At 26.6% G+C, this 14,511-nt stretch carries 14 protein-coding genes and 2 pseudogenes; 14 read left to right on the top strand and 2 right to left on the bottom strand.

Features of this window, described 5'->3' with window-relative positions; genetic code table 11:
• Positions 1-8 precede the first annotated feature (8 nt).
• The 5 genes and pseudogenes from HMPREF0216_RS16290 to scpB all read left to right on the top strand — a co-directional run bounded on the left by HMPREF0216_RS16290 (position 9) and on the right by scpB (position 3,897).
• The gene (locus tag HMPREF0216_RS16290) at positions 9-845 is read left to right on the top strand and encodes a GTP-binding protein (RefSeq protein ID WP_005213169.1); all 837 of its coding nucleotides are present in this window, start codon (positions 9-11) and stop codon (positions 843-845) included.
• A gap of 23 nt (positions 846-868) precedes the next feature.
• Positions 869-1,756: pseudogene (locus tag HMPREF0216_RS07510) on the top strand (permease).
• Between the two features lie 15 nt (positions 1,757-1,771).
• Positions 1,772-2,440: a TIGR03943 family putative permease subunit gene (locus HMPREF0216_RS07515; protein ID WP_005213175.1), complete on the top strand. Its 669-nt coding sequence runs from the start codon at positions 1,772-1,774 to the stop codon at positions 2,438-2,440.
• A gap of 69 nt (positions 2,441-2,509) precedes the next feature.
• Positions 2,510-3,262 carry a segregation/condensation protein A gene (locus HMPREF0216_RS07520; protein ID WP_005213177.1) on the top strand — a complete coding sequence of 251 codons (753 nt, stop codon included), beginning with the start codon at positions 2,510-2,512 and terminating at the stop codon, positions 3,260-3,262.
• Positions 3,259-3,897 (top strand): SMC-Scp complex subunit ScpB, encoded by a 639-nt coding sequence (scpB, locus tag HMPREF0216_RS07525; protein WP_005213179.1) that lies wholly within the window; start codon positions 3,259-3,261, stop codon positions 3,895-3,897. Before HMPREF0216_RS07520 ends, scpB begins: the two co-directional genes overlap by 4 nt.
• A gap of 202 nt (positions 3,898-4,099) precedes the next feature.
• Here the strand turns inward: scpB and ytfJ are convergent, their stop codons facing one another.
• Positions 4,100-4,513: a GerW family sporulation protein gene (gene ytfJ / locus HMPREF0216_RS07530; RefSeq protein WP_005213180.1), complete on the bottom strand. Its 414-nt coding sequence runs from the start codon at positions 4,511-4,513 to the stop codon at positions 4,100-4,102.
• Between the two features lie 8 nt (positions 4,514-4,521).
• Positions 4,522-4,935: a DUF2953 domain-containing protein gene (locus HMPREF0216_RS07535; RefSeq protein ID WP_169317571.1), complete on the bottom strand. Its 414-nt coding sequence runs from the start codon at positions 4,933-4,935 to the stop codon at positions 4,522-4,524.
• 328 nt (positions 4,936-5,263) lie between these two features.
• On the opposite strand from HMPREF0216_RS07535, the gene HMPREF0216_RS18115 reads away from it, so the two are divergent.
• The 9 genes and pseudogenes from HMPREF0216_RS18115 (at position 5,264) to HMPREF0216_RS17075 (ending at position 14,187) form a co-directional block, all read left to right on the top strand.
• The gene (locus tag HMPREF0216_RS18115; protein ID WP_005213183.1) at positions 5,264-6,424 is read left to right on the top strand and encodes a D-alanyl-D-alanine carboxypeptidase family protein; all 1,161 of its coding nucleotides are present in this window, start codon (positions 5,264-5,266) and stop codon (positions 6,422-6,424) included.
• 191 nt (positions 6,425-6,615) lie between these two features.
• Positions 6,616-7,227: an NUDIX hydrolase gene (locus tag HMPREF0216_RS07545; protein ID WP_040419330.1), complete on the top strand. Its 612-nt coding sequence runs from the start codon at positions 6,616-6,618 to the stop codon at positions 7,225-7,227.
• A 236-nt stretch (positions 7,228-7,463) separates the two neighbouring features.
• On the top strand, positions 7,464-8,807 hold the full coding sequence (locus HMPREF0216_RS07550; RefSeq protein WP_005213187.1) for an APC family permease: 1,344 nt from the start codon (positions 7,464-7,466) through the stop codon (positions 8,805-8,807).
• 175 nt (positions 8,808-8,982) lie between these two features.
• The gene (locus HMPREF0216_RS07555; protein ID WP_005213194.1) at positions 8,983-9,756 is read left to right on the top strand and encodes a hypothetical protein; all 774 of its coding nucleotides are present in this window, start codon (positions 8,983-8,985) and stop codon (positions 9,754-9,756) included.
• Between the two features lie 211 nt (positions 9,757-9,967).
• On the top strand, positions 9,968-10,963 hold the full coding sequence (locus HMPREF0216_RS07560) for a sulfide/dihydroorotate dehydrogenase-like FAD/NAD-binding protein (RefSeq protein WP_040419332.1): 996 nt from the start codon (positions 9,968-9,970) through the stop codon (positions 10,961-10,963).
• Entirely contained in the window at positions 10,960-12,237 is a 1,278-nt protein-coding gene (locus HMPREF0216_RS07565) for an FAD-dependent oxidoreductase (protein WP_005213196.1), read from the top strand. Before HMPREF0216_RS07560 ends, HMPREF0216_RS07565 begins: the two co-directional genes overlap by 4 nt.
• 340 nt (positions 12,238-12,577) lie before the next feature.
• Positions 12,578-12,769, top strand: a pseudogene (locus HMPREF0216_RS18230) (N-acetylmuramoyl-L-alanine amidase); the annotation flags it as partial.
• A gap of 182 nt (positions 12,770-12,951) precedes the next feature.
• Positions 12,952-13,917, top strand: a complete 966-nt coding sequence (locus tag HMPREF0216_RS17680) for an RpnC/YadD family protein (protein WP_005213197.1) — start codon at positions 12,952-12,954, stop codon at positions 13,915-13,917.
• Between the two features lie 102 nt (positions 13,918-14,019).
• Positions 14,020-14,187, top strand: coding sequence for a hypothetical protein (locus HMPREF0216_RS17075; protein ID WP_005213198.1), 168 nt, complete (start codon positions 14,020-14,022; stop codon positions 14,185-14,187).
• The last annotated feature ends 324 nt before the right edge of the window (positions 14,188-14,511 follow it).

Here is a 14,511-nt window from a genome sequence, read left to right on the forward strand (position 1 = left end):
GTGAAAAGATGAAAATAGGTATTGAAGTTATAACAGGATTTTTAGGGGCTGGTAAGTCAGCCTTTATTAATTCCTTAATAGATAAGACTATAGTAGAAAATGAAAAAATTGTTGTTATGCTTTGTGAAAGTGGAAATACAACTGTAAAAGAAAGAAATTGCAATAACTTAAAGCAAGAAGAATATAAAGTTAATTCTAGTAAAGATATTAAAAAAGGTAATGATATAGGTTATGTTAAAGTAATAGAATTTATGGATGAAAGTGAAAAAATGAAAGACAAGCTTTTAGACATAATAAGCTCCTATAATCCAAATAGAATAATAATTGAATATAACGGAACTGAAAGCTTAGATTATCTTTATAGAAGTGTTTTTAATAAAGAGATAGAAAAGAAATGCAGAATTTATACTATGTATTATATCTGTGATGGAGAGAATGTAGAATTTTATATAAAAAATATGGGAGATATTTTATTACCTTTTATTCAAAATAGTGATGTTATTGTAATTAATAATTATACAAAATTAAAATCTAGAGAAATAGAAAATAGAGAAAGTGAAAATATAAAAACTAAAAATGCAAGGCAAGAAAGAGATAATATAAAAAGTAGTAAAGATAACAAAAGTAGATATAGTAAAGACAATATAGAATCTGGAGATTGCTTACATAATATAATAAAGGATTTAGAAGCACTAAATAATAGAGCACATATAATACTTGCAAAAAATAATGAAGATATAAGTAAAGCTCTAGAAGAAAGTAATTTATTAGAAAGTAAAACAGTAAGGAATATTAGAGTAAAGCTACAAGATGTCTTAAAAAATAGTAAGCAGGTGAGAAAATGAATGTAATGAAATTAGAAGAGTGGATGTGGAGTTATCTTGGAATAATAATAGAAGCCTTACCTTTTTTATTAATAGGAGCAGTATTATCTGCTGTAATTCAAATATATGTATCAGATGAATTTATAAAAAAGATAATTCCACCCAATAGTATAATTGGATATTTAATTGCAGCATTATCAGGAATATTCTTTCCAGTTTGTGAGTGTGCTATAGTTCCCATAACAAGAAGTCTTATAAAAAAAGGTTTACCAGTTAGTGTAGGTATTACATTTATGCTAGCTGTTCCTATAGTAAATCCTGTTGTAATTATGTCTACATATTATGCATTTCCAGGTAATATAGATATAGTTTTATTAAGAACAATTGGAGGTGTTATAGGGGCCTTAATTGTAGGATTAACAATAGGCTTCTTTTATGATAAGAATGATAAAAAAGATGTTTTAAAAGATGAAAATAATATTAATTATTGTGACTGTTGTAGTTATAATAACAATTATTATATATCATTTAAAGGTAAACTAAGAAATTTAGTTATAAACGCTAGTAATGAGTTTTTAAATATAAGCATTTACTTTATAATAGGTGCATTTATATCAAGTATATTTGTAGTATTTTTCTAAGATGGACTTTTAGAAAATTTAGTAGCAGGAAATGCAGTTGGAATTATTATAATGATGCTTTTAGGATTTTTATTATCACTTTGTTCAGAAGCAGATGCTTTTGTTGCAAGAGGCTTTTTAGACAATTTTGGACCATATGGAGTTATAGCATTTTTAATATTAGGACCAATGATGGATTTAAAGAATCTTATTTTAGCTTTTGGGTTCTTTAAAAAGAAATTTGTATTTAAATTACTATTAATAATTATAATAGTAGTCTTTAGTATATGTTATTTATTAGCACTGCTATAATGAAAGGATAAAAACATGAAAAAATTTAATATTGATGAATTAATATGGTTTATTATTTTAATATTACTTGCAGCAGGTATTATATTTTTAATAAGAAGTGAGGAAATAACAAACTTTGTAAGTGCAGATATGTTGGTATATTTCTATATAAGTGTATTTATACTAGGTATATTTATTATATTTCAATTTAATAGAATTTTTACTGTAAGCAGAAAAATAGAAATAACCAATAAATTTATACCAATAACTTTTACATTAATTATAGGTGGTATATTATTTTTTATAATGCCTATTATGAGTAGTGATAATAACTTTTATGATGATTTATTACTATACTATAATGATGATGTAATTGTAATAGATAATGAAAATTACACTATACTAGATGACATAAATGAAAATAAGGAAAAATATGAAGGTAAAACAATGGTCTTTTTAGGATATATAGATGAAGAAAGTGAAGGAGTAGATGAAACTTTAATAACTAGAGAAAAAATTAGCTGTTGCCAAGCAGATAAGGAAAAAATACAGATAAAAGTAAAAGGATTAGATACATCAGTAAAAAGTGGACAATGGATAAGTATTGCTGGAAAAATATCCTTTGATGATGGTTTTTATATAAATGTTAATGACTATAGAATTCAAAATAAACCTAAAGATATATATTACCACGAGCACTTATAGTCTTGTTCTTTCATTATAAAATTGGTATTATAGAAGTTGCGAGATTTAAAATGAAGGCGGGATGAATTAATGGAATTGCCAAAGATAAAAGTGGCAGATTTTGAAGGACCCTTTGATTTATTACTACATCTTATAAAGAAAAATAAGATGAATATATATAATGTAGAAATATATAAGATAACAAATCAATATTTAGAATATCTTGAAAGTAGAAAGGTTATGGACCTTGAAATAACTTCAGAGTTTATTGTAGTAGCAGCTACATTAATTGAAATTAAATCTAAAAACTTACTTCCAAAGATAAAGGTAGAAGATGAAGAAAGCGAAGAAGATATTGAAAAGAAGCTACTTGAAAGATTAATAGAATATAAAAAGATTAAAGCTGTTTCTGAATTCTTTAAAGATAGATATGTAAGCGGTGGAGATGTATTTAGTAAAAAGCCTGAAATTATTGAAGAAGATAAAACTAAAGAAACTTCAAATAATGATGATATCCTTAGAAATACAACTTTACTTGATTTATATAATATTTATAATAAAGTTTTAGAAAACTATAGAGAGAAACAAAATAAAGTTAATGTAGTTCAAAAGAAGATTTATGTAGATAAATATAAAGTAGAAGACAAGATGAATGAGCTTTTAGACAAATTCAAATCAGAAGAAATAGTTGAATTTAAAAAACTAATGGAAGAAAGCTCTTGTAAACTAGAAACTGTAGTTACGTTCTTAGCACTGCTTGAACTTATTAAACTTAGAACTATAGCAGTATATCAAGATGAGAGTTTTGGAGAGATACTAATAAAGAGGAGGAAGGATTCTTGAGTTCAATAGATGTAACACAATATGAATTTGAAGAAGTTTCAAGAAAAGCAAAGATAAAATCAGCTGTTGAAGCTATGTTATTTGCCAGTGGTGAGCCACTAAGTTTAAAAGATTTAAGTCATAATTTAGAAATACAAGCTAAAGCATTAGAAGAAATACTTAAAGAAATGATTAATGATTATGAAGATGAAAATAGAGGAATAAAGCTTATAGCTATTAACGATGGATATCAATTAGTTACTAAGGCAGAAAATTCAGACTTTATCCAAAAGCTATTAAAAAAGAATAGAAGACAATCACTTTCTCAAGCATCAATTGAAAGTTTAGCTATTATAGCATATAAGCAGCCTATAACACGTATAGATATTGATGAAATTAGAGGAGTTAAATCAGAATCAGCTATACAAAAGCTTGTTGAAAAGAATTTAATTAAGGATATAGGACGTTTAGAAGTTCCAGGAAGACCAATACTTTATGGAACTACAGATGAATTCTTAATACAATTTGGACTTGAAACATTAAAGGAATTACCATCACTTGACCTTTATAGTGATGCAGAAACAGAAAATTCTTTAGATATGTTAAACAAAGCTATTTCAGAAATGGGAGAAGTAGCTGTAACTGAAGATAGTTAAGGCAATTTAAGTTAACAATATCTTATAGTATGGTTTAACATTTATAAGTAATAATTAAATTTTTTTGATTAACTATAAAATCAAAAAAGATGATGATATAAATTTTACGGCAAATTATATCGTCATCTTTTTTATGTCAACTTATAGTTGTTCATAAGGAGTTTGTAAGTTCGTGTTTTTTCTAAAACTTAATGGTTAAATATTATTCTGCTACGTTGTTATTGTGTGAATTTTTATCTTTGAAGAAGCTTTTTACTATATCTAGAACTTGTGGTACTGAATCCACTATTCTATCTACAGTTGTATCATAGTTTACTGGCAATAGACGTACTGTATCTTCTCTTATAATTAAAAAGGCTACTGGTTTTACAGAAACACCAGCACCAGAACCACCACCAAAAGGATACTGATCTTCAGAAGCTTTTGAATCTATATTAGGTTCACCAAATTCACTTCCAGCTGAAGCAAAACCAAAAGAAACTTTTGAAATTGGAATAATACAAGTACCGTCGCTGGTTTCAACAGTGTCTCCTATAACGGTATTAACATCAATCATATCTCTTAAGTTTTCCATGGTGCTTCTCATTAGATTTTCTACTTCATGTTTATCTGACATAAAATTCCCTATACAGGGTTCACCTCCTTATTTTTTAATAGACATTTTAAAATAAGTAATGCTATATAAATAATTTGAGCTAAATTAAAGGTAATTATACAACTTATTGAAAGCTCGTAAATTATTTCATCTTTAAAAATAGGATTAAATTTGTTTTTAAATTTTTTTACTTTAAAAACTATATTAAATAAGTAATAAAGAAATGGATTAATATTTGATAATAAACCATAAAATATTGCAGTATTAGATGAATCACTTAAAGAATACTTAATATTGCCGTTATATTTTATAGATGGTTTAAACTTATTTTTCTTAATTGTTTTATAAATATTTTTTATAAGATGCTTATCAAACTTTATATTAAAATTCTTTTTTTCTTTCTTATTACTATTTTTATTAGCTTTATTAATTTCATCATCCACATGTTTATCTTCTTTTATTTTAGAATTCTTCTTTTTATTTAAGATTTTTTTTATTAACCCATCATCTTTAGAAAATAGATTTAAATTATAAAATTTAAAAAAATACTCCTCCTTTGAAATAAAGATAGAAAATTTCAAGGGAAGAGGAATAAATAATAAAAGTAATAAAATCAAAATTATATAAAAAAGCATAGTAAACCTCTCCGAATCCTCTAAAGTATTACCAAATTATAAAAAAATAAACTAAATATTCATGTTCAGAAAATGTTTAAAATTAAAAAAAATGAAAATACTACATCTGTAAGGAGAAAATAGAGGTGATATAGTAATGAAGGTAAAACTTTTAGCATTAACCTTAACTGTAACTTTAATTTTTTCTATTTTTGGTAATGTAGTTACTTACGCTGCTTCTTTTGAAGAAGAGGATCCTGATGAAGAATTAGCAATAATTGAGGAAGATGAAATAAATGATGTTGATATAAATAATTTATTAACCAATGATTTAAGAGTATCTGCAAGATGCGCAATAGCATTAGACGGAAAAACAAAGCAAATATTATATTCACAAAATTCTAATGAAATTGTACCAATGGCAAGTACAACTAAAATCCTTACAGCATTAGTTGCAATAAATTATGGAAATTTGGATAGAGAAGTAACTATAAGTAAAAATGCAGCAAGTATAAGAGGTTCAACAGTTGGGTATATAGCAGGTGAAAAAATAAAAATGAGAGAACTTTTATATGGATTACTATTTAAAAGTGGTAATGATGCAGCTATAGCAATAGCTGAAGATATTGGAGGTTCTGTAGAAAACTTTTCAAATATAATGAATGATTATGCAAAAAGTTTAGGACTTATAAGTTCTCATTTTGAAAGCCCTCATGGTTTAGATAGTGGAAAACATTATACCACTGCCTATGACTTAGCACTTTTAACTTCTAAAGCAATGGAAAATGATGTTTTTAGAAGTATTTGTGGGGCAAAGACAATATCTAAAGATCAATATAATTTTACAAGAGAATATAACAACATAAATAAAATACTTTGGAAGATACCAAATGCAAATGGAGTAAAGACTGGATATACAGGTCAGGCAGGAAAATGTTTAGTATCATCTGTCATATATGAAGATAGAGATATTATAATAGTAGTTTTAAATTGTAGCGATCGTTGGAATGTAACAGATAAAATTTTTAAATATGTAAGTGCAAATTATTGTTTTAAAACAAATAACGTAAAAGAAATTATAAACACTAGCGAATTTATTAATTTAGGTACATTAATAGAAGATTGTGATTTTGACTATGGATTTAGAGGTGAAGGATCTGTAGAAGTAGAGGTATTTAATCCAGTTATTGATTTAAATAGTGGAGAAATAGTAGGAAAAGTATCTTTTAGTGATGGAAACGAAGAATTATTAAAGCAATCTTTAACATGTAAAAGTAAATTCACTAAAAAGGATTATGAAGAAAAAGTATTAGAATAGTTATATATAAATATAATGTTAACTTTAAAGTACTAAGAATATTAGTACTTTTTTCTTTTATAAAGTTAATTATTAGTATAAAATAGTAATTAATGAAAGAAATATCAAAGGATTCAACTAGAGTTGTAGCTAATTAACCTAATAAACTACTATTTAGATTAAAAATCACTTAATGAATGGAGGAAATATTTATGGAAATTAATAAAATAAAAAAATTAACAACATTAGCAGAAACAAAATTCTTAAGCATGTATAAAGCAGATTATGTTAATAAGTCAGGAAAGGAAAAATCATGGATAATTGCTTCAAGAAAAACAAAAGAAGATTTAAGTGAGCAATACTTTAATGGAAAAGAAGGTAAAGTAGATGCTGTTGTAGTACTTGGATTCCATAAAGAAGAAAAAAAATTAATCATAATAAAGCAATTTAGAGTTCCATTAAATGATTATATTTATGAATTACCAGCAGGTCTTATAGATCCAGAAGAAAATATATTTACAACTGTTGAAAGAGAATTAAGAGAAGAAACAGGATTAAAGTTAGAAGAAATAATAAAAGAAAAAAGTGGTAAACAATTATATTTATCAGCAGGAATGACAGATGAATCAGTTTCATTAGCATATTGCATATGCAGTGGAGAGATTTCTAAAGATAATTTAGAGGAAGACGAAGATATAGAAACAATTTTAGTATCAAGAGAAGAAGCAAAAGAACTATTATTAAAGGACGAAAAGTTTGATATAAAGGCATTTATGGCATTACAAAGCTTTGTAGCATTAGGCGAAGATTTATTTAAAAAATAGAAAAAACATTAGTAAAATAACCATTGATTTTGTAAAAAAAACGACAGAAAAAATAAAAAATATACATAAACATGTATAAAAATTAATAAATCGAAGTCAAAATATAGTTATTTGTAATAAAATCATAAAAAAATCAAGGGAATATTTACTACAATACGAATAGATGTTATATTATAACCATTAATAATAAAAGTGGTATTATTATTAGTAATCATGTAGGATGGTAGGGTGATAAAATGAAAAAGAACGAATATGGATTATTTACAGCCATAGCAATGATAGTAGGAATTGTTATTGGGTCTGGGATATTCTTTAAAAGTGACAACATATTGATAGCCACAGGAGGAAGCATTAGCTTAGGAGTTTTAGTATTTTGTATTGCGGCTATAGCGATAATTTTTGGAAGCTTAACAATTGGAGAACTTGCATCAAGAAGTAATGAATCAGGTGGACTAATAGCTTATGCAGAGCAGTATTATAATAAATCTATAGCATGTGCATTTGGTTGGTTCCAAACTTTCTTATACTTCCCAACATTAATAGCTGTAGTTTCATGGGTTGCAGGAATATATATTTGTTTACTATTTGGTATAAATGGTACTCTTGAAACTCAAATTTTAATTGGACTTGCAATTATGGTATTAGCATTTATAGTTAATACTATGTCAGCAAAGTATGGTGGATATTTTCAAAATGCCTCAACTGTAATAAAAATTATACCACTAGTTTTAATTGCAATTTTAGGCGTAATATTTGGTGATTCAAATAGTATTTCTTTAGAACATGTAACTTCTATGCAGTCAACAACATGGATAGCAGCCATTGCACCAATTGCGTTTTCATTTGATGGATGGGTTGTATCTACATCAATAGGACATGAAATAAAGGATTCAAAGAAAAATCTACCAAGGGCATTAATAATAGCACCAATATTTATTTTAGCAATATATCTTTTATATTTTGTAGGAATAAGCATATATGTTGGACCAGAACAAATAATGGCACTTGGAGATGCTCACGTTGATTTAGCTGCAAATAATTTATTTGGGCCATGGGGAGCAAAACTAGTATTAATATTTGTTATAATTTCAATTATGGGAACTGTTAATGGATTAACTTTAGGGTTAATAAGATTACCACATTCATTAGCTAAAAGAGGAATGTTCCCAAATTCAGAAAAAATAGCAAAAGTAAATGAAAAGGTATTAATGCCTGTAAATTCAGCTATTGTTGCATTTGCAATAAGCTGCTTATGGTTAGTATTACATTACTTAACAACAAAATTTAACTTACTTCAAAACTCTGATATTTCAGAAATATCAATAACTATTAGTTATATATTATATATTTTACTATATGTTAAAGTTATTTCACTTGGAAACAAAGGCGAAATTAAGGGTGTATTTAGAAGTAAGGTAAATCCTATATTAGCTATTATAGGATCAGTAATGATATTATTTGGAAGCATAGGAAATGACTTATTTATAGTACATGCATTAATATGCTTAGCAGTAATAGCTTCAGCTATTATCTTCTGGAAGAAAAAAGAAAATGATGACAACTTAGTAAGTAGTTATTAAAAAAACATACAGACTATAGTTACCTAGTAATATAGGTTACTATAGTCTGTGTTTTTTTATCTGAAATTTTATAGTATAAATTTGTAATAAATAACAATTTAATATTATAAATTAATAGGAGAGCCATTAAATATAATGGCTACAATTTTATAAAATCTTTGGAGGAATAATAAAAATGGCTATGAAGAAGTTTAATATTTTTGCAGGTGATAACAATGAAAAAGAGGCATTTTTTAAAGAAAACAATAATGATATTTTAGTTAAAGATCAAAAGGAAAGTGAAATAATAGATGTAACTTTAATGTCTTATATAAGAGATGAATTTCCAGAAGTGGCTGAGAAAATCAAAGAATCACTAAAGGGATTAAAAGATACTTTAGAGGAATCTATTGATTATATAGAAGAGAAATCTAGTAATATAGTAAAAGAAGATAGAAATTTTACTTTAAGTGGAAAATATAGAGAAACTTCAATGGAGCTATACAACATAGCAAACAATATAAAAAACTATATAGAATGGATGGAAAATGCAGATGATACAAATGATAAAAAAGATGATAATGATAAAAATAATGGAAAGAAAGATGAAAAAGATAGCTTAGAAGAAAAAAAAAATGAAATAGATAGTAAAGGAGGCAATGAAGTATTATTAGAAAAAGATGATGAAGAAAATACAGCAATTTATGAAGATTTTACATCTAAAGAGCCTCGTTTATTTAAATTAGATAATCATAAAGTTGAAGTAGAAAATTGGGATGATATGATAGTAAAGACTGCTGCAGTTTTAACAAAAAATTATAAAGGTAATAAGTTCTTAAAATTCAAAAATAATAATAAAGTAAAGGTGGTAAAAAGAAAGTCAAAACAAAATGAATTTAGAGATACAATAATAGAAATGTTAAGAGATTATAATGTTAGTCTTCATAACTATAGAGTAATACTAAAATAAGGTATATTTTAAAAATAAATAGCTTTGTTGAAATAAGTACAATAAAAGGGATGTTCATATGGACATCCCTTTTAATTTGGAATATTTTAAATATAAAAATTTAGTTATTCTAAAGTATAACTATGAGAATTTGTATAATAAAAATGTTAATTGTAACAAAAAGCAAAAATTTAAATAATCTATAGTGTATAGTATTTTTTTAGAGGATAAAATGTTGAAGGAGACAATTGATTGTATAGATGCTGGTACTGAATATTGTCCATGTCACTTAGCTGAGTCTGGTGAATGTATACTTTGCTCTCAACTTCAAGGTAGTCATTTTTGTGATTGTCTAAACTGGAAAGGTGTATGCATATATCAAGAGTTACATGATAATGGTGGGAAGGCAAAAGAACAAAGAAAAACTTATAATTGCAAAATAGTAGAAAGAAAATTATTTTCAGATGAAGTATTATTAGTGAAATTTGAAGCACCTCATAAATTAGTTATAGATTTAGCAAAACCAGGAAGCTTCATTTTTGTTAGAAGTGAAGAGGATAATATATATTTCGATGTGCCTATATCTATATTAGATGCTGATACAGATAATGATATATTATCTATAATGATAGAAATAAGAGGAGTAAAAACTAAAAAACTTTTAGAGCTTGAAAAGGGTGGAGAAATAACAATAAGAGGACCTTACTGGAATGGTATATTTGGATTAAAGAACATAAGAAAACAAAAAAATAATCATGTTTTAGTTATTGCAAGAGGAATAGGGATGGCTCCAATGATTCCAGTATTAAAAAAATTAATAGACAGAGATAACGTAGTTACACTAATTGTTGATAAGGCACCTTTTGATGATATTTATGTGTCAGATTATCTTGAAAAATTAGAAATAGTACCACAAGAGATGAATTTAATAGATAAAGGAAAATTATCAGCAGAAGGAAAAGTGGCTATAAAGTCATTAATTAAATATAACAATATATCTCTAATTCATATAGCAGGAGCAGATATTTTAACTTATAATGTCATTGAATTTTTAGATAGCTTAGAAAGACAAGACATTGATTTATCATGCTGTAATAATTTTAAAATGTGCTGTGGTGAAGGAGTCTGTGGAGCATGTACTGCAAGGTTTGCAGGACATAAAGTAAAAAGATTTTGTAAAGTTCAAGCAAGCCCAAGAGGAATTTTTGAGGGGAGGAGATTAATATGAAGGTTGTTATCGTTGGGGGAGGCTGGGCAGGTTGTGCTGCAGCAATTACAGCAAAAAAAGCAGGTGCAGAAGTTCATTTATTTGAAAAGACAGATCTGCTTCTTGGTCTTGGAAACGTTGGCGGAATAATGAGGAATAATGGTAGATATACTGCATCTGAAGAGCTTATAGCTTTAGGTTCAGGTGATTTAATAGAAATTACAGACAAATGTGCAAGGCATAAGGATATAGAATTCCCAGGTCATAAACATGCAACACTTTATGATGTAAATATAATTGAAGGTGAAGTAAGAAAATATTTAAAAAACCTAGGAATTAATATTTATACAGAAACCAGAGTTAAGGATGTTGATGTAGATAATAAAAAAATAAGAGGCATCATTTTAAGTGACGATAGATATATAGATGGAGATGTTTTTATAGAAACTACAGGTTCAACAGGACCAATGGGAAATTGCTTAAGATATGGTAATGGATGCTCAATGTGTATATTAAGATGTCCAGCTTTTGGACCAAGAATAAGCATTAGTGCAAGATGTGGAGTTCAAGATATACAAGGAGAAAGAAGTGGAGATGAGCTTGGGGCATTTTCAGGTTCTTGTAAATTGGCAAAGGAAAGCTTATCTACAGAAATAAGAGAACAACTAGATAAAACAGGAGTAGTTGTATTAAAGGTTCCAGAAGAAGATGTTAATTATGGAAAGCTTAGCACAAAGGTTTGCCAACAATATGCATTAAAGGAATTTGCAGAAAATATAGTGTTACTAGATACAGGTCATGCTAAGCTTATGACAACTTATTATCCACTACAAAAACTAAGAAAGATAAAAGGATTAGAGCGTGCAAAATATGTTGATCCTTATGCAGGAAGTAAAGGAAACTCAATAAGATATTTATCAGTAGCACCAAGAACTAACGATATGAAAGTTAGTGGAGTAGATAACTTATTTTGTGCAGGAGAAAAAGCAGGATTATTTGTTGGACACACAGAAGCAATATGTACAGGAAGTTTAGCAGGTCATAATGCAGTAAGACTTATGATGGGAATGCCACTTTTAATATTACCATCATCTATAGCAATTGGAGATTTAATATCCTATGCAAATGAAAAAGCTGCAACAAGAGAAGGAAGAATGGATAGATACACATTTGCAGGAGCAAATTACTTTAAGAGAATGCAAGAGTTAGGACTTTACACTATAGATAAAGAAGAAATTAAAGATAGAATTAGAAAGCTTAATTTAGACAATATATTTGAACAAAAATTAGTTTAGTATAGATTCATAAAGGTCACTAAGAAATAAATTTAAATTCTTAGTGACCTTTTAGGTTTAAGAGAAAATGTAATACTTTTAATAAGATATATTTTTTAAGTATAAGTATTTCTAAAGGGTGTTGGTATGAATATAATATTATAATTGAATAATATTATAAAGAATTTGAGAATTTTGGGGAAAAGTGACAAGTTTAATAAATGTTTAGGTAAGAAAGAATTGAATTTATTATATTATATTTTTAGTAATTCGGTTGATGTGGGGGCGTAGATAGATTTGTACACAATGTTCCTTATGATGGAGGAGCAGTAGGAATAGGTAATGAAATGATCTAAATAAGTTAGTTGGAAATGAATTAATAAGTAAGCTTAGGGGAAGAGGGATTAAAGTTGTAAATTGTACACTTAGTACTGCAACAAGTCTTAATAATTTATTGTATCAAAGAGTAATAAATGCAAATAATTCTGGTGCAATCTTGTTTGTATCAATACATCATAATGCATGCCCTGATGGATATGGATCAGAGGTTTAATGTAATACTGAATAAGGAATGACTGAAGGTGCTTAAAGTGTTTCCATATATTTCATAAATATAAGCTTTATTAATAGTATTAAGCATAATAAAAATTCATTTAATTTTTCAAGATTAATATTTAATAGTTTAAGAACAAATAAATATGGTATATAATATAATCATAGAAAGTTGGTGTTTATTTGGAAAAAGAAAAGGTCAAATTAGATGAAGTTTTAAAATTTTTGTTTTCAACATCTAATAAGGTATTAGTAAAATTATTAAATGGAATATTTAATGAAAATTTTAATGTAGATGAAGTAGAGCTAACTGTTAGTAATAATGAGTTTGTTGAGGATGATTTAGGAATATTAAGAGGAGATATGTTTTTTGATATTCTTAATAAAGATTATGACAAAGCAAGCTATCATATAGAGTTTCAAACAAAAAATGATAATACAATGATTATTAGAATGTTTGAATATGGTTTTAGAAAAGGAAAAGAACAATTAAAAAGTTTAAAAAATAATAAAGAAGATATAAAGACTATATATTTTCCAAAGCAGAAAGTAATATTTTTTGAAGAGAATAAAAATATTAAGGACCAACTAAAGTTAAAAATAGTATTTCCAGATGAACAGGAGATTATTTATATAGTAGAGGTAATGAAATATTGGGAATATAGTGATGAAGAACTTAGAGAAAAGAAAATGTATCCGTTAATGCCACTGCAGCTTTTTAAGTTAAGAAAAGAATTAGAAAAGGCACATAATAAGAATGATTTAAATAAAATAAAAGAATTATCTAATAATGCAAAAGTGCTTGCTAGTAAATTAGCTAAAGAATCTGCAATATTATTTGAAGCTGATGAGATATTAGGTGAAGATTTTCATAAGATGTTATTAGCTATACAAAATCTTATAGAATATTTAAATAGAAATTATATGAATGATGAGAATATAGAAGATGAGGTGACTACAATGACTAAAACATTATATGACCCTGAAGTTGAAAAAAGAGGAATAGAAAAAGGAATAGAAAAAGGAAGAGAAGAAGGAATTAATCTTACTAAAAAAGTGTTCAAATTATCAGTTGTAGGTGAATCTATAAGTAACATTGCTAAGATATGTGGAATATCAGAAGAAGAGGTAAGAGAAATTTTAGAATAAGATTTAATTTTAGTATTTAAATAATGAATTATACAGAATATTATAGAATATCTAAATAAAAAGTATATGAATGATGAGAATATAGAATATTAGGTTACTACAATGACTAAAACATTATATGACCCTGAACTTGAAAAAAGAGGAGAATTAAAAAAGGCCAAAATAGCAATAAGAAATATGCTACAAAAAGGTATGGATGAAAAGAACATTGCTGAAATATTGGAAGTAGATATGTCTTTAATTGAAGAAGTTTTAAAAGATATTAAATAGTAATATAGAATTTTAATTTTACAAGTTAATAAAATATAAAAAAATATAAAAAATAAAGGTTAAATGTTCAGAAAATGAATATTTAGCCTTTTAATTTAAGAGTACATTCAGTAGGATGTTGAACTAATTGTTTATTTCCAGTAGCAAGTAGGTAATTAATGGAATGTTTAATGTGTATTTATTGACAGTAGCTTGGATATGGCAAATAGAAATTTAATTAATGTTGGACAGAAGTTGAGGGTAAAGTAAGAGTAAGGTGGATGAAAGGTTTATGTATTGAGGTACGTAAGCCTTTTTGTGTGTGCCCAGCATGGGCAACAACTT

It is taken from the genome of Clostridium celatum DSM 1785 (assembly GCF_000320405.1).
GTDB classification, from domain to species: Bacteria; Bacillota; Clostridia; order Clostridiales; family Clostridiaceae; genus Clostridium; species Clostridium celatum.

Excerpts from the sequence above, each read along its gene's own strand:
- HMPREF0216_RS07520 (WP_005213177.1), top strand. The coding sequence starts at position 2,510 with ATGGAATTGCCAAAGATAAAAGTGGCAGATTTTGAAGGACCCTTTGAT.
- HMPREF0216_RS07550 (WP_005213187.1), top strand. The coding sequence starts at position 7,464 with ATGAAAAAGAACGAATATGGATTATTTACAGCCATAGCAATGATAGTA.
- ytfJ (WP_005213180.1), bottom strand. The coding sequence starts at position 4,513 with ATGTCAGATAAACATGAAGTAGAAAATCTAATGAGAAGCACCATGGAA.
- HMPREF0216_RS16290 (WP_005213169.1), top strand. The coding sequence starts at position 9 with ATGAAAATAGGTATTGAAGTTATAACAGGATTTTTAGGGGCTGGTAAG.
- HMPREF0216_RS07560 (WP_040419332.1), top strand. The coding sequence starts at position 9,968 with ATGTTGAAGGAGACAATTGATTGTATAGATGCTGGTACTGAATATTGT.
- HMPREF0216_RS07555 (WP_005213194.1), top strand. The coding sequence starts at position 8,983 with ATGGCTATGAAGAAGTTTAATATTTTTGCAGGTGATAACAATGAAAAA.
- HMPREF0216_RS17075 (WP_005213198.1), top strand. The coding sequence starts at position 14,020 with ATGACTAAAACATTATATGACCCTGAACTTGAAAAAAGAGGAGAATTA.
- HMPREF0216_RS07545 (WP_040419330.1), top strand. The coding sequence starts at position 6,616 with ATGGAAATTAATAAAATAAAAAAATTAACAACATTAGCAGAAACAAAA.
- HMPREF0216_RS18115 (WP_005213183.1), top strand. The coding sequence starts at position 5,264 with ATGAAGGTAAAACTTTTAGCATTAACCTTAACTGTAACTTTAATTTTT.
- HMPREF0216_RS07515 (WP_005213175.1), top strand. The coding sequence starts at position 1,772 with ATGAAAAAATTTAATATTGATGAATTAATATGGTTTATTATTTTAATA.
- HMPREF0216_RS07565 (WP_005213196.1), top strand. The coding sequence starts at position 10,960 with ATGAAGGTTGTTATCGTTGGGGGAGGCTGGGCAGGTTGTGCTGCAGCA.